The sequence below is a fragment of the Pseudonocardia zijingensis genome (assembly GCF_042657305.1).
Lineage (GTDB): Bacteria > Actinomycetota > Actinomycetes > Mycobacteriales > Pseudonocardiaceae > Pseudonocardia > Pseudonocardia zijingensis.
The window spans coordinates 712,938-736,634 of the sequence record NZ_JBHSKO010000001.1 but is presented as its reverse complement, the minus strand read 5'-3'; the positions used below and the strand labels follow the sequence as shown (position 1 = coordinate 736,634).

The 23,697-nt window shown below is 72.8% G+C and carries 25 protein-coding genes and 1 tRNA gene; 5 read left to right on the top strand and 21 right to left on the bottom strand.

What is annotated here, in order from left to right; translation table 11 throughout:
• Positions 1-27 precede the first annotated feature (27 nt).
• The 8 genes from ACFPL3_RS03875 to ACFPL3_RS03840 form a co-directional block, all read right to left on the bottom strand.
• Positions 28-858, bottom strand: a complete 831-nt coding sequence (locus tag ACFPL3_RS03875) for a F0F1 ATP synthase subunit delta (RefSeq protein WP_343942388.1) — start codon at positions 856-858, stop codon at positions 28-30.
• Positions 858-1,421 (bottom strand): F0F1 ATP synthase subunit B, encoded by a 564-nt coding sequence (locus tag ACFPL3_RS03870; protein ID WP_343942389.1) that lies wholly within the window; start codon positions 1,419-1,421, stop codon positions 858-860. Before ACFPL3_RS03870 ends, ACFPL3_RS03875 begins: the two co-directional genes overlap by 1 nt.
• Before the next feature lie 40 nt (positions 1,422-1,461).
• The gene (atpE, locus tag ACFPL3_RS03865) at positions 1,462-1,668 is read right to left on the bottom strand and encodes an ATP synthase F0 subunit C (protein ID WP_324241927.1); all 207 of its coding nucleotides are present in this window, start codon (positions 1,666-1,668) and stop codon (positions 1,462-1,464) included.
• Between the two features lie 74 nt (positions 1,669-1,742).
• Complete coding sequence (gene atpB / locus ACFPL3_RS03860) at positions 1,743-2,528, bottom strand: F0F1 ATP synthase subunit A (protein ID WP_343942390.1); 786 nt, start codon at positions 2,526-2,528, stop codon at positions 1,743-1,745.
• Between the two features lie 57 nt (positions 2,529-2,585).
• Entirely contained in the window at positions 2,586-2,807 is a 222-nt protein-coding gene (locus tag ACFPL3_RS03855) for an AtpZ/AtpI family protein (RefSeq protein WP_343942391.1), read from the bottom strand.
• Between the two features lie 205 nt (positions 2,808-3,012).
• Positions 3,013-3,447: a hypothetical protein gene (locus tag ACFPL3_RS03850; protein ID WP_343942392.1), complete on the bottom strand. Its 435-nt coding sequence runs from the start codon at positions 3,445-3,447 to the stop codon at positions 3,013-3,015.
• Positions 3,444-4,598 (bottom strand): glycosyltransferase family 4 protein, encoded by a 1,155-nt coding sequence (locus ACFPL3_RS03845; protein ID WP_343942393.1) that lies wholly within the window; start codon positions 4,596-4,598, stop codon positions 3,444-3,446. Before ACFPL3_RS03845 ends, ACFPL3_RS03850 begins: the two co-directional genes overlap by 4 nt.
• A 12-nt stretch (positions 4,599-4,610) precedes the next feature.
• Positions 4,611-5,900: a serine hydroxymethyltransferase gene (locus ACFPL3_RS03840; RefSeq protein WP_343942394.1), complete on the bottom strand. Its 1,290-nt coding sequence runs from the start codon at positions 5,898-5,900 to the stop codon at positions 4,611-4,613.
• 101 nt (positions 5,901-6,001) lie between these two features.
• Here ACFPL3_RS03840 and ACFPL3_RS03835 point away from each other — a divergent pair, with 101 nt between their 5' ends.
• Positions 6,002-6,682 carry a TetR/AcrR family transcriptional regulator gene (locus ACFPL3_RS03835; RefSeq protein WP_343942395.1) on the top strand — a complete coding sequence of 227 codons (681 nt, stop codon included), beginning with the start codon at positions 6,002-6,004 and terminating at the stop codon, positions 6,680-6,682.
• Positions 6,683-6,691: 9 nt separating this feature from the next.
• On the opposite strand, the gene ACFPL3_RS03830 is transcribed toward ACFPL3_RS03835, so the two are convergent.
• The 10 genes from ACFPL3_RS03830 to argS all read right to left on the bottom strand — a co-directional run bounded on the left by ACFPL3_RS03830 (position 6,692) and on the right by argS (position 19,084).
• Positions 6,692-7,339: an L-threonylcarbamoyladenylate synthase gene (locus tag ACFPL3_RS03830; protein ID WP_343942396.1), complete on the bottom strand. Its 648-nt coding sequence runs from the start codon at positions 7,337-7,339 to the stop codon at positions 6,692-6,694.
• A gap of 22 nt (positions 7,340-7,361) precedes the next feature.
• The gene (gene prmC, locus ACFPL3_RS03825) at positions 7,362-8,237 is read right to left on the bottom strand and encodes a peptide chain release factor N(5)-glutamine methyltransferase (RefSeq protein ID WP_343942397.1); all 876 of its coding nucleotides are present in this window, start codon (positions 8,235-8,237) and stop codon (positions 7,362-7,364) included.
• A 94-nt stretch (positions 8,238-8,331) separates the two neighbouring features.
• Positions 8,332-9,396, bottom strand: a complete 1,065-nt coding sequence (gene prfA / locus ACFPL3_RS03820) for a peptide chain release factor 1 (protein WP_343942398.1) — start codon at positions 9,394-9,396, stop codon at positions 8,332-8,334.
• A 193-nt stretch (positions 9,397-9,589) separates the two neighbouring features.
• Entirely contained in the window at positions 9,590-9,808 is a 219-nt protein-coding gene (rpmE, locus tag ACFPL3_RS03815) for a 50S ribosomal protein L31 (protein ID WP_343942399.1), read from the bottom strand.
• Positions 9,809-9,941: 133 nt separating this feature from the next.
• The gene (gene rho / locus ACFPL3_RS03810) at positions 9,942-12,110 is read right to left on the bottom strand and encodes a transcription termination factor Rho (protein ID WP_417715106.1); all 2,169 of its coding nucleotides are present in this window, start codon (positions 12,108-12,110) and stop codon (positions 9,942-9,944) included.
• Between the two features lie 388 nt (positions 12,111-12,498).
• Positions 12,499-13,401, bottom strand: a complete 903-nt coding sequence (gene thrB / locus ACFPL3_RS03805; RefSeq protein ID WP_343941114.1) for a homoserine kinase — start codon at positions 13,399-13,401, stop codon at positions 12,499-12,501.
• 43 nt (positions 13,402-13,444) lie between these two features.
• A complete protein-coding gene (gene thrC / locus ACFPL3_RS03800) occupies positions 13,445-14,521 on the bottom strand; it encodes a threonine synthase (RefSeq protein ID WP_343941115.1) in 1,077 nt (358 codons plus the stop codon).
• The gene (locus ACFPL3_RS03795) at positions 14,518-15,840 is read right to left on the bottom strand and encodes a homoserine dehydrogenase (protein WP_343941116.1); all 1,323 of its coding nucleotides are present in this window, start codon (positions 15,838-15,840) and stop codon (positions 14,518-14,520) included. Before ACFPL3_RS03795 ends, thrC begins: the two co-directional genes overlap by 4 nt.
• Before the next feature lie 52 nt (positions 15,841-15,892).
• Complete coding sequence (gene lysA / locus ACFPL3_RS03790) at positions 15,893-17,335, bottom strand: diaminopimelate decarboxylase (protein WP_343941117.1); 1,443 nt, start codon at positions 17,333-17,335, stop codon at positions 15,893-15,895.
• Positions 17,336-17,434: 99 nt separating this feature from the next.
• A complete protein-coding gene (gene argS / locus ACFPL3_RS03785) occupies positions 17,435-19,084 on the bottom strand; it encodes an arginine--tRNA ligase (protein ID WP_343941118.1) in 1,650 nt (549 codons plus the stop codon).
• Between the two features lie 119 nt (positions 19,085-19,203).
• Here argS and ACFPL3_RS03780 point away from each other — a divergent pair, with 119 nt between their 5' ends.
• From ACFPL3_RS03780 to ACFPL3_RS03770, 3 genes are all read left to right on the top strand, one after another.
• Positions 19,204-19,983 (top strand): DUF3105 domain-containing protein, encoded by a 780-nt coding sequence (locus ACFPL3_RS03780; protein WP_343941119.1) that lies wholly within the window; start codon positions 19,204-19,206, stop codon positions 19,981-19,983.
• Positions 19,983-20,687 carry a DUF305 domain-containing protein gene (locus tag ACFPL3_RS03775; RefSeq protein WP_379588374.1) on the top strand — a complete coding sequence of 235 codons (705 nt, stop codon included), beginning with the start codon at positions 19,983-19,985 and terminating at the stop codon, positions 20,685-20,687. Before ACFPL3_RS03780 ends, ACFPL3_RS03775 begins: the two co-directional genes overlap by 1 nt.
• Before the next feature lie 34 nt (positions 20,688-20,721).
• A tRNA-Arg gene (locus tag ACFPL3_RS03770) sits at positions 20,722-20,796 on the top strand.
• 104 nt (positions 20,797-20,900) lie between these two features.
• Here the strand turns inward: ACFPL3_RS03770 and ACFPL3_RS03765 are convergent.
• From ACFPL3_RS03765 to ACFPL3_RS03755, 3 genes are all read right to left on the bottom strand, one after another.
• The gene (locus ACFPL3_RS03765) at positions 20,901-21,059 is read right to left on the bottom strand and encodes a hypothetical protein (protein ID WP_343941121.1); all 159 of its coding nucleotides are present in this window, start codon (positions 21,057-21,059) and stop codon (positions 20,901-20,903) included.
• 327 nt (positions 21,060-21,386) lie between these two features.
• Entirely contained in the window at positions 21,387-21,785 is a 399-nt protein-coding gene (locus ACFPL3_RS03760; RefSeq protein ID WP_343941122.1) for a VOC family protein, read from the bottom strand.
• A gap of 66 nt (positions 21,786-21,851) precedes the next feature.
• Positions 21,852-22,454, bottom strand: a complete 603-nt coding sequence (locus ACFPL3_RS03755) for a dihydrofolate reductase family protein (RefSeq protein ID WP_343941123.1) — start codon at positions 22,452-22,454, stop codon at positions 21,852-21,854.
• Between the two features lie 793 nt (positions 22,455-23,247).
• Here ACFPL3_RS03755 and ACFPL3_RS03750 point away from each other — a divergent pair.
• A complete protein-coding gene (locus tag ACFPL3_RS03750; RefSeq protein ID WP_343941124.1) occupies positions 23,248-23,409 on the top strand; it encodes a hypothetical protein in 162 nt (53 codons plus the stop codon).
• Positions 23,410-23,697: the final 288 nt, after the last annotated feature.

The following is a 23,697-nucleotide window of genomic DNA, read 5'->3' as shown; positions in this document are numbered from 1 at the left end:
GAGTCCTTCTCTTCGAACGTTCGGTGGTCAGCGGGGTAGGGCGCGGCGCGCGGCGGCGAGCTTGCTCGCCACGCTGCCGTCGATGACCTCGCCGCCGACCCGCACGACCAGGCCGCCCAGCAGGCTGGGGTCCAGCTCGATCTGCAGCGACATCGGCCGCCCGTAGAGGCGGGTCAGGGAGTCGGTGAGCTTCTGCTCCTGCTCCGGGGTGAGGGCGACCGGCGTGGTGACGCGCGCGACCGACCGGTCGCGGCGGGCCGCCGCCAGCTCGGCCAGCTCCTCGCTCACGACGTCGAGGTGCCGGCCCCGCGGGAGCCGGACGCTCTCCTGCAGCAGCGCGGCGGTGACCGGCGAGACCTTGCTCCCGACCAGCTGGTCGAGGAGCGCGACCCGCCCGTCGGCCGGGCGGCCGGTGTCGGTGAGCAGCGTGGCGAGCTCCGGCTCGCGGTCGAGCACCCGGCCGAAGCGGAACAGCTCGTCCTCGACGTCGTCGAGGCTGCCGTCCTTCTCGGCGACGGCGAGCAGCGCCTGCCGTGCGAGCGACTCGAACGCGGTGACCAGGTCACCGGGCCGCGACCAGCGGGCGGCCACGAGCGCCTTCGCGATGTCGAGCGCCTGCGCCGAGAGCTGCTGCCCGAGCAGCCGCTCGAGAAGACCGGCCCGGGCCTCCTCCGGAGACGACGGGTCGGCGAGCAGCCGCCGCAGCGACCGCTCCCCGTCGAGCAGGCGGGTGACCGAGAACAGGTCGTCGCCGAGCCGGCGCAGGTCGGCGGCCGCGGCCGAGTCGGCGTAGGCGTCCAGCCGGGCCGTGGCCGACGCCAACGACTCCCGGCTGGCTGCCTGGAGGACCTCCGCCATCAGCTCGCTCCGCCGGCCGGGGCGCTCTCGCGGCGCTCGGCCAGGCCGTCGAGCTCGGCGAGGAACGCGTCGACGGTGGCCGACCGGCGCGCGTCATCGGCGAGCGATTCGCCGATCAGGCGCTCGGCCAGCTGGACGGACAGCCCGCCGACCTCGCCGCGGAGCTGGCGCACGGCCTGCTCGCGGGCCGCGGCGATCTGCTCCTCGCCGCGCTGCCGGATCCGGGCGGCCTCCTCCTCGGCCTGGGCCCGCAGCTCCGCCTTGATCTGCTGGCCCTCGGCACGGGCGTCGTCGCGGATCCGGGCGGCCTCGGCCCGCAGGCCGGCGAGCTGCTCCTCGTACTGCCGCTTGAGCTCGTCGGCCTCCTGCTGCGCCTCCTCGGCCCGCTTGAGCCCGCCCTCGATCTTGTCCGTGCGCTCTGCGTAGATCTTCTCGAACTGCGGGAAGACCGTGCGGCGCAGCAGCAGGAACAGCAGCGCGAACGCGATCAGACCGACGATGATCTCGACGGTGTGCGGGACGAGAGGGTTGAGCTCCTCGGCCGCGAGAAGGGTGGTGGTCATTGTCGTCTCCTCCGCCTACCCGGCGTACGGCCAGTGGTGGTCAGAGCGCGAACGCCATGACGAGGCCCAGGATGGCGAGGGCCTCGGAGAGGGCGAACCCGATGAACGCGATGCCCTGCAGCTGGCCGCGGGCCTCCGGCTGGCGGGCGACGCCGTTGATGAACGCGGCGAAGACGATGCCCACGCCGATACCGGGGCCGATCGCGGACAGGCCGTAGCCGATGACGTTCAGGTTGCCGCTGATCATTTCTACGCTTCTTCCTTTCCTTCGGTCCGCGGAGCCTCCGGCGGACCCGTCAGGTCGTGGGGGGTGGGGCAGACCTAGTGGTCCTCGGCGAGCACCGCGCCGAGATATGAGGCCGTGAGGATCGTGAAGATGTAGGCCTGCACGACCTGCACGAACGCCTCGAAGAACGTGAAGACGATCCCGAATCCGAACGCGAACGGCGAGAGGACGCCGAGCAGGATCGACTGGGAGTGCAGCAGCATGTACTCGCCGCCGAGGATGAACACCAGCAGCAGCAGGTGGCCGGCGAACATGTTGCCGAAGAGCCGCAGCGACAGCGTGACCGGCCGCAGCAGGATGTTCGAGATGAACTCGATCGGGGTCAGGATGATCCGCACCCACCACGGCACGTCCGGCGGCCAGGTGGACACCCGCAGGTAGCCGACGAGGCCGTGCCTGCGGATCCCGACGACGTTGTAGAGCAGCCACACCAGGATGGCGAGCGCGTAGGGCACGCCGGGGTGGGAGAACGTCGGGAACTGCAGGAACGGGATGATCCCGAACAGGTTGTTCACCAGGATGAACGCGAACAAGGTGGTCAGGAACGGGACGTACTTGAGGAACTCCGGCCCGATGTTGTCGCGGGCGATCGAGTTGCGCACGATCCCGTGGAAGGACTCTCCGAGGAACTGCCCCTTGCTCGGGACGAGCGCCGGCCGCCGCACCGTCCACGCGAAGAAGGCGTAGATGATGATGGCAGCGAGCACCAACTGCAGCACCGGCTTGGTGAGCCCCTCGATGCCGGCGATGGGCGGCAGCTGGAAGTCCTCGGTGCCCGGTGCTTCGAAGCCCGGGGCGGGGGCGGTGGCCAGGATGGTCACCCAGTGCTCCTTCCGGTTCCGCCGTTCGGGGGAGCCGAACCGGCAGAATCGTGACGATCAGGACTTAACGTACCTGATATAGATCAAGTACAAGGAGGCAGCCCCGCCGAACAGCAAGCCGACCGGCGTGAGCACCCCCGTGCCCAGCAGTGCGTCCAACCCCCAGCCGATTCCCCCGAAGAGGAGGAACCCGGACAGCAGGTAGGACAGAGCGGTCCACGCGTCGCTCGGCGGTGGAGGCGGCTTGGCCCCGCCGCCGGTCGACTGGTCCGGCTCCATCAGGACGGACCATATCAGGCGTGTTAGCAGCTCTTTACCTGGGATGACCTCGGCGGACGTGGATCACGGCCGCGGCAGGCCCTGATGTGGGCCCAGACCGCCCCCCACTTGGCTCTATCGCATGTAGAACACGTGTGCGCGCGTGACGCGGCTCCCATGGAGGCGCTCGTCACACCGGGCCGGGTGCACCCGATCGGGGGTCGCCTCAGACGTCCACGGCCGGTATCCGGGTGCGCACGAAACCCACCACCTCGCCGATGATCCACGCCGCGGTGACCGCCAGCATGGAGAACGCGAAGGACCGGTTGTCGAACAGCGTGGTGCCCTGGAACAGCAGCAGGAACACCAGCATGAACAGCAGTTTCGCGCCGAACGTGGTCATCGCGCCGATCATGACGCCCGCCGGGGTGGCCCGCGCCGTGCGCGCCATCACCCAGGTGCCCAGCCATCCGAGGCCGCCCGCGATCGCGGCGCCCACGAGCGCCCCGATCAGCCCGGGCACACCGCGCAGCACGTAGCCGGCGACGAGCGCGAGCGCGGTGACGACCGCCGTGACGACCACGGCGTTGCGCTGCATCGCGGAGGCGAGCCGGAGCACCGTGGCGACGTGCGGGGCGTCCTTCTGTTCGGGTTCGGTCATCTCGGGGCCCTCACTCTCGGGATGGCGGAGGCGAGCACGGCCACGACCAGGCCGATCCCCACCGTCCACAGCACGATGAACGGGTCGTCGATCAGCGCCAGCGCCACCGCGCCGAACGCCAGCAGGCCGGCCCACAGGTAGATCAGCAGCACCGCGCGCCGCTGGCTGTGGCCGATCTCGAGCAGCCGGTGGTGCAGGTGCATCTTGTCCGGTGCGAACGGCGAGAGGCCCTTGCGGGTGCGGCGCACCACGGCCATCAGCAGGTCCAACAGCGGCACGAACACCACGGCGGCCAGCACGATGAGCGGGGCGAACAGCGCGAGCACGTCGGTGCCGTCGGCGCCGATGATCGAGATCTTGCCGGACGCGCTGGTGGTGGCGGCGGCCAGCAGCACGCCGATGAGCATCGAGCCGGAGTCGCCCATGAATATGCGGGCCGGGTTGAAGTTGTGCGGCAGGAAGCCCAGGCACGCCCCGGCCAGCACGGCGGCGATGAGCGCGGGCGAGTACACGGAGGGGTCGTTGCCCACCCGCCCCACCAGCCCGATCGCGAACAGCCCCACCGCCGCCGCGGCGATCATCCCGACGCCCGCGGCGAGCCCGTCCAGGCCGTCGACGAAGTTCATCGCGTTGACCAGCGCCACCGTGAGCAGCACCGTGAGCAGCACACCCTGCTCCTGCCCGAGCACCAGCAGCGAACCGGACTCGCCTGAGGCGTCGCCGCCCCACGGCACGAAGAACACCGTCCACTGCACGCCGAAGATCACCAGGATGCCCGCGGCCGTGGTCTGGCCCGCGAACTTCGTGAGCGCGTCGAGGTCGTAGCGGTCGTCCAGGGCGCCGACGGCGGCGAGCAGCAGCGCCGCGCCCAGCACCCCGACCACCTCGCTGGCGTTGTTGTCGAACGCCAGGCGCAGTGCGGGGAGCTGGTAGGCCATTCCGACGCCGGCGAGCACCCCGCCGAGCATGGCCAGGCCGCCCCAGCGGGGCGTGGGCGTGACGTGCACGTCGCGCTTGCGCGGCCACGCCACCGCGCCGAGCCGCAACGCCAACACCCGTACCGGCCCGACCAGCAGGAACGTCACGACCGTGGCCGTCAGACCCGAGAGCAGGAACTCCCGGATCGGCAGGACGAGCGTGGGGACCGCCACGGCGACGAGCGGCTAGGGCCGGGGGTAGGCGGGGGCCCGGGAGACCAGCGCCGACACGGCGGCGGCCACCTCGGCCAGCTCGGCGTCGCCCGCCGGGGTGCCGTGCTCGGCCCGCACCGCGCGGCCGAGCAGGGTGCCGACCTCGGCCATGTCGGTCTCCGTCATGCCCTGCGTGGTGACGCTCGGCGAGCCGACGCGCAGGCCCGACGGCTTGAGCGGTGGTGCCGGGTCGTACGGGATGGCGTTCTTGTTCAGGGTGATGCGCGCCGCGTCGCACCTGGTCTCGGCCTGGTCGCCGGTGACGCCGATCGGGCGCAGGTCCACGAGGGCGAGGTGGGTGTCGGTGCCGCCGGAGACGGGCCGCATGCCCTCGGACTCCAGCGCCTTCGCGAGCGCCTGCGCGTTGGCGATCACCTGACCCGCGTAGGCCTGGTACTCCGGCTGCGCGGCCTCCCGCATCGCCACCGCCTTGGCGGCCACCGAGTGCATGAGCGGGCCACCCTGCGAGAACGGGAACACGGCCTTGTCGACGGCCTTGGCGTGCTCTGCCTTCGCCAGGATCATCCCGCCGCGCGGGCCGCGCAGCACCTTGTGCGTGGTGGCCGTGACGACGTCGGCGAACGGCACCGGCGACGGGATCGCCTTGCCCGCCACCAGGCCGATGAAGTGGGCCGCGTCGACCATCAGCTTGGCGCCGACCTCGTCGGCGATCTCGCGGAACAGGGCGAAGTCGATGAGCCGCGGGTACGCCGTGGCGCCCGCGATGATCAGCTTGGGGCGGTGCTCGAGCGCCAGGTCGCGCACCTGGTCGTAGTCGATGAGCTCGCTGTCCTCGCGCACCGTGTAGGACACGGCGTTGAACCACTTGCCCGAGAAGCTGACCTTGCTGCCGTGGGTGAGGTGCCCGCCCTGCTTGAGGTCCATGGCGAGCACGGTGTCGCCGGGCGCGGTGAACGCGGCGTAGACGGCGAAGTTGGCCGAGGCACCCGAGTGCGGCTGCAGGTTGACGTGCTCGGCCTCGAACAGCGCCTTCGCCCTGGCGTTGCCGATCTCCTCGGCGCGGTCGACGACCTCGCAGCCGCCGTAGTAGCGCCGCCCCGGGTAGCCCTCGGCGTACTTGTTGGACAGCGTGGACCCCAACGCGGCCAGCACGGCCGGGCTGGTGAGGTTCTCGCTGGCGATGAGCTGGAGCCCGCCCCGCAGCCGGTCCAGCTCGTCGAGCACCACTCCGGCGATCTCCGGGTCCTGGTGCTGCAGGGCGTCGAAGTCCGGTCCCCAGAACGGGGTGCTCTGCTCGCTCACGGTTGAACGGTACCCGCTGCGCCCCGGCCCACGAGCGGGCCTGCGCGGAGCATCGATCGCATTTGTTGCCACTGCTCTCGTAACATGGCAGTCTGCTGCGCGTGACCGCCGCCGGAGCGCGTGCCCGGGTCCGCGCCGAACTGACCCGCGAGATCGTCGAGTCCGCCCGACGGCAGCTCGCCACCGAGGGCGCCGCGGGGCTCTCGCTGCGCGCCGTGGCCCGCGAGCTGGGCATGGCCTCCTCGGCCGTGTACCGCTACTTCTCCAGCCGCGACGAATTGCTCACGGCCCTCATCATCGACGCGTACGACGCGCTCGGGGCCGCCGCCGAGAAGGCCGAGTCGGCCGTGCCCCGCGACGACCTGCGCGGGCGCTGGCGAGCCGCCTGCGTGGCCGCGCGGGAGTGGGCGCTGGCCCACCCGCACGAGTACGCGCTGGTCTACGGCTCCCCGGTGCCCGGCTACGCCGCGCCCCAGGACACGATCGGTCCCGCGTCCCGCGTGGCCGTGCTCCTGTGCCGCGTGGTGTCCGACGCCGCCGCGGCGGGCGCGATCGACCCGGAACCCGACGGAGCGGCCGCCGCTGCCCTGATCGAGCCGGGCGTCGCCGAGGGCCTCGGGCTGCCACCCGGGCTCGGCCCCCGCGTGGTGGCGGCGTGGAGCGGGCTCTACGGGGCGATCGGATTCGAGCTGTTCGGGCAGACCCACGGCGTCGTGGCCGACCACGCCCGCTACTTCGACGCCACGGTCGAGCGCCTCGCCGACCTCGTGCTGCTCCCCTGACCGGCCCGGTCAGGCGGGGAGCACCTCGCGGCCCAGCACCTCGGACACCTCGGCCGTGGTGACCGCGCCCTCGCGCAGCACCCGCGGCGCGTCACCGGTCAGGTCCACGATCGTGGACGCCACCGGCTCCCCCGACGGCCCGCCGTCGAGGTAGACCGCCACCTTCTCCCCGAGCTGCTCCTCCGCCTCCGCCACCGACGCCGCGGGCGGGCGGCCGGAGACGTTGGCGCTGGACACGGCCATCGGGCCGACGTCGCGCAGCAACTCCAGCGCCACCGGGTGCAGCGGCATCCGCAGCATCACGGTGCCCTTCGTGGCGCCCAGGTCCCACTTCAACGACGGCGCGTGCGGCAGCACCAGCGACAACCCGCCCGGCCAGAACGCCTCGATCAGGTCGCGCGCCGACTTCGGGACGCCGAGCACGAGGCCGTCGATCGTGGTCCAGGAGCCGACCAGCACCGGGACCGGCATGTCCGGCCCGCGCTGCTTCGCGCCGAGGAGGTTGCGCACCGCGGGCGAGCTGAACGCGTCGCAGCCGATGCCGTACACGGTGTCGGTGGGCAGCACCACGAGCCGCCCGGCCTTCACCGCGCGGGCCGCAGCCGCGAGCCCCTCCGCGCGCTGGTCGGGGAGGGCGCAGTCGTACGTGGAAGCCACGGGCGGAGCCTACCCAGCGACCTCAGGGCCGGAGCGGGCGGCGGCGCGCGGTGGCGAATCGGGGCCGGCCCGCCAGGTCGAGGTGTTCCTCCACATCGGTGAGCACGCGGCGGCGGCGCAGCAGCGCGGGCACGGCCTCTCCGTGGGTGTCGTCGTGCTCGATCGCCAGGCCGCCGCCGTAGCGCAGCAGCGCGGCCGACGCCGACACGACCGCGCGGATGACCTCCAGCCCGTCCGGGCCGCCGTAGAGCGCGATCGGCGGGTCCCAGCCGGTGACCTCCGGCGGCAGCGGGGTGCCGTCGGGCACGTACGGCGGGTTGCAGAGCACGAGGTCGACGCGCGTCTCGAGCTCCACCAGCAGGTCCGGGGTGCGGACGTCCGCCGCGTGCAGGGTGATCGGGGTGCCCCCGGCGGCGACGTGCTCGTCGACGTTGCGGTGTGCCCAGGTCAGCGCGTCGGGGTGGAGCTCGACGGCGTGCACCGCGGCGTCCGGGCGGCTCTTCGCCACGGCGATGGCGAGCGCGGCCGTGCCCGTGCAGAGGTCGACGACCACCGGCGAGGCGACGTCGGCGATCTCCCGCAGCCCCCACTCCAGCAGGAGTTCCGTCTCGGGGCGCGGGGTGAACACACCCGGGCCGACCGCCACCTCGGCCGGGCCCAGCACCGCCGTACCGAGCAGGTGCTGCAACGGCTCGTGGGCGGCCCGGCGGCCGACGAGGGCGCGCAGCGCGTCCAGCACCGGGGGATCGACGAGCGGGTGCATCATCAGCTTCCCCCGGTCGACGCCGATGACGTGGGCCGCGAGCAGCTCCGCGTCGACGCGAGGCGAGGCGATCCCGGCTCCGGCGAGCGCCCGCTCGGCCTCGAGGATGGCGAGCCGGAGGGGCTTGCGGCTCACGGGTGGGCCTCCTCCAAGTTCAGGAACGCCACGTTCCTGAACTGCAGGTTCATGAACGTGGCGTTCCTGAACCTCCGGGGGCGGCGGGGCCGGGTCATGAACCCACGGCCTCCGCGCGGTCCGCCGCCTGCAGCGCCTCGACCACGCCGTCCAGGTCGCCGTCGAGCACGGCGGACAGGTTGTGGGCCTTGTAGCCCACGCGGTGGTCGGAGATGCGGTTCTCCGGGAAGTTGTAGGTGCGGATGCGCTCGGAGCGGTCGACGGTGCGCACCTGGGAGCGGCGCTGGTCGGACGCCTTCGCGGCCGCCTCCTCCTCGGCGAGGGCCTGCAGCCGCGCGCGCAGCACCTCCATGGCGCGCGCCCGGTTCTGCAGCTGCGAGCGCTCGTTCTGGCAGCTCACGACGATGCCGGTGGGCAGGTGCGTGATGCGGACGGCCGAGTCGGTGGTGTTGACGCTCTGCCCGCCGTGGCCGGAGGAGCGGAAGACGTCGATGCGCAGGTCGTTCTCGTCGATCTCGACGTCGGCGTCCTCGCCGGTGTCCGGGTAGACGAACACCCCGGCGGCGGAGGTGTGGATGCGGCCCTGCGACTCGGTGACGGGCACCCGCTGCACGCGGTGCACCCCGCCCTCGAACTTGAGCGCCGACCAGACACCGTCGGCGGCCGGCTCGCGGGAGCGCACGGAGATCGTGACGTCCTTGTAACCGCCGAGGTCGGACGGCACCGAGTCGATGATCTGGGTGACCCAGCCGCGGCGCTCGGCGTAGCGCAGGTACATGCGGGCGAGGTCGCCCGCGAAGAGGGCCGACTCCTCGCCGCCCTCCCCCGACTTGATCTCGAGGATGGCGTCGTCGCCGTCGTGCGGGTCGCGGGGCACGAGCAGCTCGGCGAGCCGCCGTTCCAGCACGGGGATCCGCGCGGTGAGCTCCTCGGCCTCCGCGGCGAACGACGCGTCCTCCGCGGCGAGCTCGCGGGCGGTGCCGAGGTCGGCGCGCGCGGCGGCGAGCTCCCGCGCGACCGCGACGATCGGGCCGATCTGGGAGTAGCGCCGGCCGAGCTTCCGCGCGGTGGCGGGGTCGGCGTGCACGGAGGGGTCGGCGAGCCGCAGCTCCAGCTCGGCGTGCTCGGCGAGCACAGCCTCAACCGCTGGTGCTGTCATGTGACTCCTCCTCCCCCGCTCCGGACACGACAAACCCCCATCGCGGGACCGCCGAGAACGATCAGCCACCGGGATGGGGGTCCGGGGGCTTGCCCCCGGCTGGGGGTGTGGGGGGCTCGGCCCCCCACACCGACGACGATGATCGGCCGACGGCGAGCGCGTTCCGCGAGCAGACCGCGCCCGCCCGATCGAGCTACTTCTTGCCGGGCCGCTTGCCGTAGCGCGCCTCGAAGCGGGCGACGCGCCCACCGGAGTCGAGGATCCGCTGCTTGCCGGTGTAGAACGGGTGGCACGCCGAGCAGGTCTCAACGGTCATCTTGCCGCTGGTCTTGGTGCTGCGGGTGGTGAACGAGTTGCCGCAACCGCAGACGACCTGCGTCTCGACGTACTCGGGGTGGATGCCTGAACGCACGGTGGTTCCTCTCGAAGTGGCGCCGGGTCCCCGCGCGCGGGGTGAACCGGAGCCGGAGCGTGACAACCCCATTCAACCACCCGGGCCGCCTGCGGATTCCCGCGGGCGGCCCGGGTGAGAGCGTGAGGTCCGGTCAGTCGTTGTCGGCGCCGGGGGTGCTCTTGGCGACCTGCATCAGGAACTCGATGTTGGTGCGCGTCTTGCGGAGCTGGGTGAGCAGCAGGTCGATGGCCTGCTGGTCGTCCAGCGCCGCGAGCACCCGGCGGAGCTTGACCATGACGGCGTACTCGTCCGGCGACATGATCAGCTCTTCCTTGCGGGTGCCGGAGTCGCCCACGTCGATGGCCGGGAAGACCCGCTTGTCGGCGATCTTGCGGTCCAGCTTGAGCTCGGCGTTGCCGGTGCCCTTGAACTCCTCGAAGATCACGGTGTCCATCGTGGACCCGGTCTCGACGAGCGCCGTGGCGAAGATCGTGAGCGAGCCGCCGTCCTCGATGTTGCGCGCCGCGCCGAGGAAGCGCTTCGGCGGGTACAGCGCGGTGGAGTCGACACCACCGGACAGGATCCGGCCCGACGCAGGCGCCGCCAGGTTGTAGGCCCGGCCCAGCCGCGTGATGTTGTCGAGGAGCACGACCACGTCGTGGCCGAGCTCGACCAGGCGCTTCGCCCGCTCGATCGACAGCTCCGCGACCGTGGTGTGGTCTGTCGGCGGCCGGTCGAACGTGGACGCGATGACCTCGCCCTTCACCGACCGCTGCATGTCGGTGACCTCCTCGGGCCGCTCGTCGACGAGGACGACCATGAGGTGGCATTCGGGGTTGTTCGTGGTGATCGCGTTGGCGATGTTCTGCATGATCGTGGTCTTGCCCGCCTTCGGCGGGGACACGATCAACGCGCGCTGGCCCTTGCCCACCGGCATGACCAGGTCGATCACGCGCGTGGTGAGCTTGTGCGGCTCCGTCTCCAGGCGCAGCCGCTCGTTCGGGTAGAGCGGGGTGAGCTTGGTGAACTCGGGCCGCAGCTTCGACGTCTCCGGGTCCTGCCCGTTGATCGTGTCGACGCGGACCAGCGGGTTGAACTTCTGCCGCGACTGCTCACCCTCGCGGGGCTCGCGCACGGCGCCGGTGATCGCGTCGCCGCGGCGCAGGCCGTACTTGCGCACCATCGACAGCGACACGTAGACGTCCGTCGGGCCGGACAGGTAGCCGGTGGTGCGGACGAACGCGTAGTTGTCGAGGATGTCGACGATGCCGGCCACGGGCAGCAGCACATCGCCGTCGCGCACCTCGGTGTCGACGTTGCCCTGGCCGCCGCCACCGCTGCGGTCGCGGTCACGGCCCCGGCGGCGGTCGCGGAACCGGCGGCCGCGCCGGCCCCGGCCCTCACCGTCGTCACCGTCGTCGTCGTCCGGCCGGTTGTCGCGCGGCCCGCGGGAGTCGGAGCGGTTGTCGGCCCGGTTGTCGGGCCGGTCGCCTCGGTTGTCACGGCCGTCGCGGCCGTCACGGTCGCGGTTGTTGTCGCGGCCGTCCCGGTTGTTGTCCCGGTTGTTGTCCCGGTCGCCACGGCTGTCACGGTCGCCACGGCCCTCGCGGTCGCCACGGCCGCCGCGCTCGCGCCGGCCCTCGGTGCGGGCGTCGGCGTTGTCGCGGTTGCTGTCGCGCTGATCGGCCGCCGGTGCGGCGTCGGTGGTGGCCTCGGCCTGCTGAGGGGCCTGCTGGGAGGCCTGCTGCGGGGCCTGCTCGGCCTGCTGCTCGGCGCGGTTGCGCCGGCTCTGGCGGGTGCGCCGGGTGGGCGCGGGGGCCTCGGCGGCGGCCGGGGCGTCGCCGCTGCCCGCACCGGTGGCGGGAGCGGCCTCCGCGGCGGGCGCCGGGTCGGCGGCGGGCTTCGACTCGGCCGGCTCCGGCTTCGGCTCGGCGGCCTTCGGGTCGGCCGCGGGCGCGGCCTCGGCCACGGCGGCGCGGATCTCGGCGGCCGCGCTCGCGGCGGTGGGGGGCGCGCCGGCCGGCCGGGACGCGGCCCGGCGACGCCGGGTGGGGCGCGCGGGCTCGGCCGCGGGCGCGGCCTCGGCGGCCGGGGCGGCGCCGTTGACGGCGGGCGCCTCGGTGTTCGCCCCGGTGTTCGCCTCGGCGGCGGGCGCGTCACCGGTGCCCGGGAGGGTGGGCTGGGCGGCGGCGGAGCGCTTGCGGCTCGGCGGCGCACCCTGCTTCTCCTTGATGGCGGCGATCAGATCGCCCTTCCGCATTCCCGAGATTCCCGGGATGTTCAGCTCGCCGGCCAGCTGGCGGAGCTCCGCCAGCACCATGCCGGACAGGCCGCCGCGCTTGCGAGGTGCGGGAGCAGCCTCAGTGCTGACGAGATCGGTCTCGCTCACAGATGTCCTTCCTGACCGACCGGGCTTCCAGCCCTGGTCAGCGGGATTCACACACTCGCCCGGACGGTGTGCCGGACGACATGTCGGTCAACGGGTCGCGGGAAGAGCGTCCGCCCCGACAGCAATGGTGGCGATCGTCGCGACGTTCCTGGGAAGAGGCCGCTCGGGTCGGAACCGGGTGAGGCGCTGTGGATCTTGGCGGATTCCGGCTCGAGTGGCCACGCGGATGCCGCGTGGATCGCCGTTGCGGTGCCGAGCGTAGACGGTCTGCCCTGATCGCGGCAACAACCCCCTGTCATGGCGCGCCGACGGACGACGATCAGCCGATCTCGACCGACGCACCCGCCGCGTCGACGGGGAGCGCCAGGGCCGTGAAGCCGTTCAGCTCCAGGTCCGGCGGTAGGTCGCCGTTGCCGGTGAGGGCGAGGACGGTGGGGCCCGCTCCGGAGATCGCGGCCGGGATGCCGCGCTCACGCAGCGTGTCGACCAGGTCTGCCGACCCCGGGTAGGCCGGGCGCCGGTAGTTCTGGTGGAGCCGGTCCTCGGTGGCGGGCAGCAGCAGCTCGGGGCGCTGGGTGAACGCCAGCACGGAGAGCGCGGTGCGGCTGCCGGTGAAGGCCGCGTCGGCCAGCGGGACGCGTTCGGGCAGAAGCCCTCGCGTGGTGCTGGTGAGAGATTCGATTCCCGCGACGAGCGCAACCGGGTGGATGCCCGGGTGCGTCTCGAGGCGTACAGCGTTGAACCGCGGCGAGGTATTCCCGCCGTTGTCCCATGCGATGACGAATCCGCCGAGCAGGCTGGCCGCCGCGTTGTCGGCGTGCCCCTCCATGCCGGCCGCCACCTGCAGGATCGTGTCCCGCTCCAGCTCCACGTCACGGCCGGCGAGCACCACGGCCGCCGTGGCCCCCGCCACGGCCGCCGCCGCGGAGCTGCCCAGCCCCCGCGAGTGCGGGATCGCGTTGCGGCACCGCATCCGGATACCGGGCGGGGCGTCCCCGACCACGTCCCAGGCCGCGCGCATCGCCCGGACCACCAGGTGGGCCTCGTCGCACGGCACGCGGCCCGCACCCTCGCCCGCGACCTCGACCGCGACGCCCTCGGCCGCCACGGACACCTCGACCGAGTCGTACAGGCCGAGGGCGAGCCCGAGCGAGTCGAAGCCCGGCCCGAGGTTCGCCGAGGAACCCGGCACGCGCACCCGGACCTCGCGTGGCCGCCCCATCAGCGCAGCCCTCCCACGGGCCGGACTCCTGCCGGCATGCGGGTCACGACAGCTCCAGCGCCGCCGCGACCGCGCCCGGGTCGATGGGGACGACCGTGGGTTCGGGCGCGGTGAGCAGTGCGCTGTCGGGGTCCTTGAGCCCGTGGCCGGTGACGGTGCACACCACCAGCGACCCGCGGGGCAGCGTGCCGTCCTCCGCGGACTGCAGCAGCCCGGCCACGCTCGCCGCCGACGCCGGTTCGACGAACACGCCCTCCCGCGACGAGAGCAGCCGGTAGGCGGAGAGGATCTCGTCGTCGGTGACGGCGGCGAACCTGCCGCCGGACTCGTCGCGGGCGGTCATCGCGCCCGCCCACGAGGCCGGCGCGCCGATGCGGATCGCGGTGGCGATCGTCTCCGGCGCCACCACCGGCTCACCGTGCACGAGCGGCGCGGCGCCCGCGGCCTGGTACCCGAACATCCGCGGCGTGGCGTGGATCAGCCCGTCGGCGAGGTAGGCCCGGTAGCCCTTCCAGTACGCGGTGATGTTGCCCGCGTTGCCCACCGGGAGACAGTGGACGTCGGGGGCGCGGCCCAGCTCGTCGCAGATCTCGTAGGCGGCGCTCGCCTGGCCCGCGATCCGGGTGGGGTTCACCGAGTTGACGAGCGCGGCCACCGGGTAGTCGGCGGTGGTCTTGCGCGCGAGCTCGAGGCAGTCGTCGAAGTTGCCGTCGATCTGCAGGATCCGGGCCCCGTGGGCCACGGCCTGCGCCAGCTTGCCGAGCGCGATCTTGCCCCGCGGCACGAGGACGGCGCAGGTCATCCCGGCGCGGGCGGCGTAGGCGGCGGCCGACGCCGAGGTGTTGCCGGTGGACGCGCACAGCACGCCCCGCTTGCCCTCGGCGAGCGCGTGGGTGACCGCCATGGTCATGCCGCGGTCCTTGAACGAGCCCGTGGGGTTGGCGCCGTCGACCTTGAGGAACACCTCGCAGCCCGTGGCCGCGGACAGGTGCGGGGCGGGCAGCAGCGGGGTGCCGCCCTCGCCGAGCGTGACGACCGTCCAGCCCTCCTGCACCGGCATCCGGTCGCGGTAGGCCTCGATCACCCCCGGCCAGCGGGTGAGCTTCTGCGCCGCGGTCATCCCGCAACCCCCTTCCGGCCCAGGTCCTCGACCCGGAGCACGCTGTGGACGCCGTGCACGACGTCGAGCCCGGCCAGCACGTCGACCGTGGCCGCGAGCGCCGCCTCCGCCGCCCGGTGCGTGACCACGACGATCCGCGCGGAGCCGTTGTTGCCGTCGCCCTCGCCGGTCTGGCGGGCCGCGGCGATGCTCACCCCGTGGCGGGCGAACTCGCCGGTGATCGTCGAGAGGACGCCCGCGCGGTCGACCACCTCGAGGCTCACGTGGTAGCGCGTGCGCAGGGTGCCCATCGGCCGCACCGGCAGGCTCGCGTAGGCCGACTCCCGCGGCCCGCGCCCGCCGAGCACCCGGTTGCGGGCCACGGCGACGAGGTCGCCCAGCACGGCGCTCGCCGTGGGCGCCCCGCCCGCGCCCTGCCCGTAGAACATCAGCTGGCCCGCGGCCTCGGCCTCGACGAACACGGCGTTGAAGGCCCCGTCGACGGCCGCGAGCGGGTGGGTGGCGGGGATCATCGCCGGGTACACGCGCGCCGACACCGACTCGGGCATCGACTCGTCGGCAGGGGTCCGTTCGCAGATCGCGAGCAGTTTGATCACGCAGCCCATCGCCGACGCGGCCGCGATGTCGCCCGCGGTGACCGCGCGGATCCCCTCGCAGTGCACGTCGGCGGCCGTGACGCGGGTGTGGAACGCGAGCGAGGCGAGGATCGCGGCCTTGGACGCCGCGTCGTAGCCGTCGACGTCGGCGCTCGGGTCGGCCTCGGCGTAGCCCAGGCGCGTGGCCTCCTCGAGGGCGTCGGCGTAGCTCGCACCGGACGCGGACATCGAGGACAGGATGAAGTTGGTGGTGCCGTTGACGATGCCGGCCACGCGCATGATCCGGTCGCCCGCGAGCGACTCGCGCAGTGGGCGCAGCAGCGGGATCGCCCCGGCCACGGCGGCCTCGTAGTAGAGGTCCACGCCCGAGGCGTCGGCCGCCTCGGCGAGCGCGGGCCCGTCCTCGGCGAGCAGCGCCTTGTTGGCCGTGACCACCGACTTGCCCGCCTTGAGCGCCTCCAGCAGCAGCGCGCGGGCCGGCTCGATGCCGCCGATCACCTCGACGACGACGTCCACGTCGTCGCGCGTGACCAGCCCCGTGGCGTCGCTCGTCAGCAGGTCGCCGAGGTCGGCGTGCTTGTGCGGGCGGCGCACGGCCACCCCGGCCACCTCGAGGGGCGCGCCGGCGCGGGCGGCCAGCTCGTCGGCCTGTTCACGCAGCAGCCGCACGACCTCGCGGCCGACGGTGCCGCAGCCCAGCAGGGCCACGCGGATCGGTTTCACGCCCCGATCCTCGCTGGTGCACCGGCCGGGCAGACACCCCGGGTGGGCCGCCTCACGCCGGGACCTCCAGCCGGAACTGGTCCTCGAGCGTCTCGCGGCGCAGCAGCACCCGCGCCTCGCCCCGGCGCGCGGCCACCACCGCGGGCCGCGGGAGGCGGTTGTAGGAGCTCGCCATCGAGTAGCAGTAGGCGCCGGTGGCGGCCACGGCCAGCAGGTCACCGGGCGCGAGGTCGGCGGGCAGCCAGCAGTCGCGCACCACGATGTCGCCGCTCTCGCAGTGCTTGCCGACCACCCGCGACAGCACCGCGTCGCCGCTGCCGTCGCGCTCGGACGAGCGGGACACGAGCCTGCAGTCGTACACCGCGTCGTACAGCGCGGTGCGGATGTTGTCGCTCATCCCGCCGTCGACGCTCACGTAGCGCCGCGCGGCCGCCCCGCCCAGCGGCACGTCCTTGATCGTGCCGACGGTGTAGAGCGTGATCCCGGCGGGACCGGCGATCGCCCGGCCGGGCTCGACCGCGATCCGCGGCACGTCCAGCTCCTCGGCGTGGCACTCCCGCTTGACGATCCCGCGCAGCTGCTCGGCCAGCTCCGGAACGTCCACCGGGGTCTCGTCGGCGCGGTAGGCGATGCCGAACCCGCCGCCGAGGTCGAGGGTGGTGAGCGCCTGCAGCGCCTCGGCGCCGTGCTCCTCGTGCAGCCGCGCGAGGAAGCGCACCACGCGGTGGGCGGCTACCTCGAAGCCCTCGGTGTCGAAGATCTGGCTGCCGATGTGGCTGTGCAGGCCCGCGAGCTCCAGGCCGCCGGACGCGAGCACCCGCCGCACCGCCTCGGCCGCCGCGCTCGTGGCGCCGCCCGCGATCGAGAAGCCGAACTTCTGGTCCTCGTGGGCGGTGGCGATGAACTCGTGCGTGTGCGCCTCGACTCCCACCGTGAGCCGCACCATCACCGGCACGACGACGCCGCGCTCACGCGCCACGGCGTCGAGGCGGGCGATCTCGTGGAACGAGTCGAGCACCACCCGGCCCACGCCCGCCTCCACGGCGGCCACCAGCTCGTCGAGCGACTTGTTGTTGCCGTGCAGCGCGATCCGATCGGCCGGGAATCCGGCGCGCAGCGCGACCGCCAGCTCACCGCCACTCGCGACGTCGAGCGAGAGCCCCTCGTCGGCGACCCAGCGGGCCACCTCGGTGGAGAGGAACGCCTTGGCCGCGTAGTGCACCGCCTCCGCCCCGAACGCGGCGGCGAACTCGGCCGCGCGGGAGCGGAAGTCGTCCTCGTCGATCACGAAGAGCGGGGTGCCGTACCGGTCAGCGAGGTCGCGGACGTCGACGCCCGCGATCTCGAGCGCACCGCCGTCGCCGCGGACCGCGCTGCGCGGCCAGACGGAGGGTGCGAGCTCGTCGAGACCGGCGGCGTCGAGCGGGCGCAGGCCCGCGGTCTCCGGCGGGACCGTGATGCCGGCATGCAGGGGGCCGGCGGGGTGGACGTTCATGGATCTGCCTCTTGATCAGGGGGTCGGCGCGTCAACGGGCGTGGGCGGCACGTTTTCGCGCCGAACCGGCGATCACGGGCCGGGTGGGCCCGCCGCCGTTCACATCCGCTCCGGCGCGCTGACCCCGAGCAGCCCGAGCCCGTTGGCGAAGACCTGGCGGGCGGCGACGCAGAGCGCGAGCCGGGCCCGATGCAGGTCGGTGACCTCCTCGTCGCCCATCGGCAGCACCCGGCACGTGTCGTAGAACTTGTGGTAGGCGCTCGCCAGCTGCTCGAGGTAGCGGGCCACCCGGTGCGGCTCCCGCAGCTCCGCGGCGGTGGCCACCACCGACGGGAACTCCCCGATCGTGCGGATCAGGTCGCCCTCGCGCGGGTGCTCGAGCAGGCCGTACGAGTCGCCCGGCTCGACCCCGAGCTCGGCGGCGTTGCGCGCCAGCGAGGCCAGCCGGGCGTGGGCGTACTGCACGTAGAACACGGGGTTGTCGTTGGAGCGCTTGACGAGCAGGTCGAGGTCGATGTCCAGCGGCGAGTCGACCGACGAGCGCACGAGCGAGTACCGGGCGGCGTCGACGCCCACGGCCTCGACCAGGTCGTCCATCGTGACGGTGTTGCCCGCGCGCTTGCTCATCCGCACCGGCTTGCCGTCCTTGACGAGGTTGACCAGCTGCCCGATCAGCACCTCGACCACGGCCGGGTCGTCGCCGAACGCCGCGGCGGCCGCCTTGAGCCTGCCGATGTAGCCGTGGTGGTCGGCGCCGAGCATGTAGATGCACAGGTCGAAGCCGCGCGAGCGCTTGTCGAGCAGGTAGGCGAGGTCGCCCGCGATGTAGGCGGGGTTGCCGTCGCTCTTGATGACCGGCCGGTCCTTGTCGTCGCCGAAGTCCTTGGACCGCAGCCACCACGCGCCGTCGGAGAAGTACAGCGCGCCCGAGTCCTTCAACCGCTGCACCGCGGCGTCGACCGCGCCCGACTCGTGCAGCGACTGCTCGTGGAAGAACACGTCGAAGTCGGTGCCGAACTCGTGGAGCGTGGACTTGATGCTGTCGAACATCCGCCCGACCCCGATCCGGCGGAACACCTCGTGGCGGTCGGCCTCGGGCAGGTCGAGCACCCCCGGCTCGGCGGCGACGACCTCCTGGGCCACCTCCCCGATGTAGGCGCCCGCGTAACCGTCCTCCGGGGTCGGCTGCCCCAGCGCCGCCGCCACGAGCGACCGGACGAACCGGTCGATCTGCGCGCCCGCGTCGTTGAAGTAGTACTCGCGCGTGACCTTGGCGCCCCGCGCCGCCAGCACCCGGCCCAGCGCGTCGCCCACCGCGGCCCACCGGGTGGCGCCCATGTGCAGCGGGCCCGTGGGGTTGGCGGAGACGAACTCCAGGTTGACGTTGCGCCCGGCGAGGTCGTCGCCCGTGCCGTAACCCTCACCCGCAGCGAGCACCTCGCCCACGAGGGCACCCTGGGCGTCGGCCGCCAGCCGGATGTTGAGGAACCCGGGACCCGCCACCTCGGCGCTCGCCACGCCCTCGCGCCCCGCCAGCTCCTCGGCCAGCCAGCCGGCCAGGTCGCGCGGGGCGACACCGGCCTTCTTGGCGGTGCGCATCGCGACGTTGGTGGCGTAGTCACCGTGCTCGGGGTTGCGCGGCCGCTCCACCGTGACGTCGGCCGGCAGCGCCGCGAGGTCCAGGCCGCGTCGCGTCAGCACCTCGGACGCAGCGGCACGGACCAGTTCGGCAAGCACGTCGGGAGTCACCAGTCAAGTCTAGGCGGGTGCGCTCACGGGTTTCTCATGTGCCGCTCCTACACTGCGTTCTCGCAAGGGGCCGTCGGAGTGACGGTGCGACGCCCCCGATTCCGAGGTCTGGACGGTTCATGGTCAGCGGTAAGACGAGCAAGGCGTCCCGCAAGGCGCGGCCAACGGTGGTCGTCCAGAAGTCCACCCCGTGGGGGCTCATCGCGGCTGTGGTGGTCGTGGCGCTCTTCGCCGGGGTGGTCTTCGGCTACGCGTTCATGCGCAACCAGGAGAACCAGGCGCAAGCCGAGGCGATGGCCCCGTTCACGCCCACGGCGGAGAACCAGGACCCGTCCACCACCATCCCGGGCGTGCAGGCGCAGCCGTTCGAGGGCGGGCTGCACGTCGACCGTGCCACGAAGGTGGCCTACACCCACGCCCCGCCGATGGGCGGCGCCCACGACTACAGCTGGGCGTCCTGCAACGGCGTCGTCTACCCGCAGGCCATCCGCAGCGAGACCGCCGTGCACTCGATGGAGCACGGCGCCGTCTGGGTCGCCTACAACCCGGACCAGGTCACCGGCGACGCGCTGGAGACGCTGCGGGCCAAGGTGGACGGCCAGCCCTACACGCTGATGTCCCCGTTCCCCGGGCTGGACCAGCCGATCTCGCTGCAGTCCTGGGGCCACCAGCTCAAGCTGGCCGACGCCGACGACCCGCGTATCGACCAGTTCATCGCCGCCCTGCGGCTGAACCAGTTCCAGTACCCCGAGCCCGGCGCGAGCTGCAACGAGATCGGGCCGTCCGAGGGCGGGTTCCAGCAGGACAACCCGCCGCCGTTCGAACCGGCCCCGGCCCCGGGCAGCCCCGGCGCGTACCCCGAGACCACCGGCGCGCCGGCCCCGGCCGCGGGCTCGTGATGCCGGTGACCACACCCGCCGCCCCCGCCGAGGCGGAGCAACCCGCGCCCCAGGAGGCGCGCTGGATCCGTCCCGTCCTCGCCGTCGTCGCCGCGGTCGGGCTGCTGCTGCTCGGCGCCGCGGGCGGGCTGCTCGTCGGCGGCGTGCCCGGCTCTGGCCCGCATGACCCTCCGGCCACCGGCTCGGTGGACGTCGGGTTCTCCCAGGACATGACCGTGCACCACCACCAGGCCGTCGAGATGGCCTCGTGGGAGCGCGACCACACCACCGACCCCGTCCTGCACCAGCTCGCCGCCGACATCGAGGCCACCCAGACCGCCCAGATCGGCCGCATGCAGGGCTGGCTGGAGCTGTGGGGAGCGCCGTCCCTCCCGGCGGGCGGCCACATGGCCTGGATGACCGAGGCGGCCCACGGCCACGGCACGGCCTCCGCGGGCGGCACAGCCGTCATGCCGGGGATGGCGAGCAGCGAGGAGCTCGCAGCCCTGCGCGCCGCCTCCGGCCCCGAGCTCGACGTCCTGTTCCTCCAGCTCATGCTCCGCCACCACCAGGGCGGCGCCGGGATGCTGCAGTACGCCGCCGACCACGCCGCCGTGCCGCAGGTCCGCAACCTCGCTGCGCAGATGCTGCGCTCGCAGGGCGCCGAGACCACCACCCTTCGCCAACTGCTCACCGAGCGCGGGGGGCAACCCCTGCCGCTGTAGATCCGGGCGTGCGCTAGGGTTGTCCCATCGCACGGCCCCCGTAGCTCAGGGGATAGAGCACCGCCCTCCGGAGGCGGGAGCGCAGGTTCGAATCCTGCCGGGGGCACCATCACGGTGACCACGAGAAACGGCCCTTCACCTGGGAGAACCAGGCGAGGGGCCGATCTTGTTGTGTCCGGACGTCCCCGGCCCTGACCGGCCGTGGGCGGCCGTCTACGCCCAATACGCGCCCAAGTTGCGGCTACGCCCCCCGAGCGCCTGCTCGACGGGGCGCCGCGCGATCGCGTCCTGCCCGTCCACGCACTTGGCGTAGACCTTGAGCGGCACCTCCACCGAGTGCCCGGCCCACTCGGCGACCTGCGGGGCGGGCACTCTCCCGTTGAGCCACGTGGGTAGCCGCGGAGGTCGGTTCCTCCCGCCTCGAGCACGTCGAAGACCAGGAAGGACGCTGGCGGTACGCCCGCCGCAGCATGCGGGCGGGCGAGCCTGCTCTGCTGCGCGGTGAAGTCGAGCCGGCCGTCGCGGCACACGACGATTCGCCGTCCAGCACGACGTCGCGGAACGACGCGCCGAGCGCGTCCACCACCTCCGGGAAACCGGGTGAGCGACCGTAGCCGGCGCGGCTGCAGCCAGATCCGGTCCTCAGCAACGGTCGCGATCGCCCGGTTGGTTGACTGAACTCTTAGATTGGCTGATCGGCTACGCCGTGAAGTCGGCGGCTCGCCACGGCATCTCCTGCAGCACCCAGGTGTTGCCGTCCGGATCGGTGAAGGGGACGAACAGCATCCCGCCGTCGTGGACGTCGATCTCGCCGACCTCGACTCCGTTGGTGGCCAGCTCCGCGCGTGCGGCGCGCGCGTCGGCCACGACCAGGTGCAGTGCCCGCAGCGACCCCGCTGTCATGTCGTCAACGCCGGGCAACTTGCTGCTCAGCAGGATCGAGCATGCCGAGCTGGGTGGGGTCAGCTGGACGATCCGGATTCCGTTGCCCGGTGCGAGGTCGACGTCGACCACGAACCCCAGCTTCTCGGTGTAGAACGCCTTGGCCCGCTCGACATCGGCAACGGGGAGCGGCACCAGTTCGAGCTTCATCTCCATGATCTGCTCCTTGCGGGTTGTCCACCGCCGTCGGGGCGCTGCTCGGTGGGTCGTGGCTGCCCCAGTTCAGATGCGGGCGCGCCGGTAGATCAGGTGCGTCACGCCGACTCCGGCGATGACCTCGGGGTCAGCGAAGTCGACCGGGACACCGCGGACGCCGTCGAGCATGGGCGTGCCGCCGCCGAGGACCGTCGGAACAAGATCGAGGCGGATCTCGTCGAGCAATCCCGCCGTGAGCGCCTGAGCCACGGTGCTGCCCGGCCCGACCCCGACGTTCAGACCACCCGCTGCCGCGACGGCCTTCTCGATCGCGCTCTCGACGCCGTCGGTGATGAAGACGAACGGGGTGCCGGTGTTGACCCAATCCTGCGGCGCCTGATGGGTCACGACGAACACCGGCTTGTCGCCCATCGGGTGCGTGCCACCCCAACCGTTCGTGAGGTCGAACAGGCGGCGTCCGACAACGCACGACCCCGTGTTCTCGATCAAGTCACGCAGGTATGCTGCCGACCCTGCCGACGTGCGATACGTCAACCGCTCGGGCTGCGCCGACGGTGTTGCCACGTCCCCGGCCGCGCACCACGCGAACAGGCGATCGATACCCGACCCGCCCGGTCCGGCGATGAAACCGTCCAACGACACCGATGCCTGCGCGAAGACCTTGCCCATCCGTTCCCCCTTCCTCCGGTTCCGACGATCGGTAGACGAACCGGAGGGCCGAAACTCATCGCTGCCGCCGGGCACGTGTCAAGGGACAGCGGGACTGGCGTGCCCGCTGTCAGGCACGGACCTCGCACGACCACCAAGGCCGCGCCACCGCGCCCCGACGGCGAGACTGCAGCCTCCAGCGAGTGGAACCTCAAACCTGGGCCACCTACGCCGACGCCATGCCGAGGCGACCACGCAGCAGCACATCCGACCCGAGAGTTGAGTTGAGGAATCCGTCCGCTTTCGGCTCGAACGCCCACCCCGCGTCCGTGGGCAGCTCGGTCGCAGGGCGGGCGACCATCGGCTGCACGGGCAGGGGGAGCACCGGGGAACGGTACGCAGGTCACAGCCCGCTGACCTGCAGCTGACTCGCCGTCACCACTGCTACTCGTCGCAGACTTCTGGCGGCGCACCGTCGCCGAACAGCACGCGTTCCCCATCGTCGCGGGGTGGCCTGCTCGAGCTGTCCGACCCGTACGACCCCGGCCACAGATTCCTCGACCCGCGCACCGGACGCGAGATCACCGAGCTGCGGCATGTTCTGGGCGAGCGGAACTCCATCCTGGGCAGGAGCTCCGATGAGATCGTCACCTCCGACTGGCAGCTCTTCCGGCTCGGCGATCCCGGCCCGCGTTGGCAGGCGCAGGACAAATCCCCACCGGGCGAGGGCAGCGCGGACTTCGTACGCCAAGCGCTCTTCCTGGGGGATTCCGTCGTCCTCGACGACCGGTTCTGTTCCGGTGACGACTACGGCATGGAGCTCGTCGTGCTGGACCGGGACGACGGCACGCGGCGACGCTCGTTCGACTGCCCGCGCCTCCACCAGGGGGATTCCAGCTCTGATGGGCTCGTCTTCCCGGCGCCCGGCGCTCTCGTGCTCGTCGACAAGAAGTCGCTGGCCGGGATCACCGGATGACAGCGGGCCCGGAGCGGACCGCCGGCCTGCGTCCACCCCTTCTGCGATCCTCGGACCTGGGCGCCCCGGCCGAGCTGCGTGCGTGGAAGGACGCCGCAGATGCCTTCGACGCCACGATGCGCTCGGCTGGCCTGGGCGTGCGCACTGCCCGGACAGCGACCGGCGGACCGCGGGTTCCAGGACTGGTGGAACTCGGTGACCGCGGTTCGGTGGGACGACCCGGGCAGGATCCCGCCGCTCCCCTCGCCCAGCTCGCCTGGCTGACGGTTCCAGGCGACGTCGTGGCAC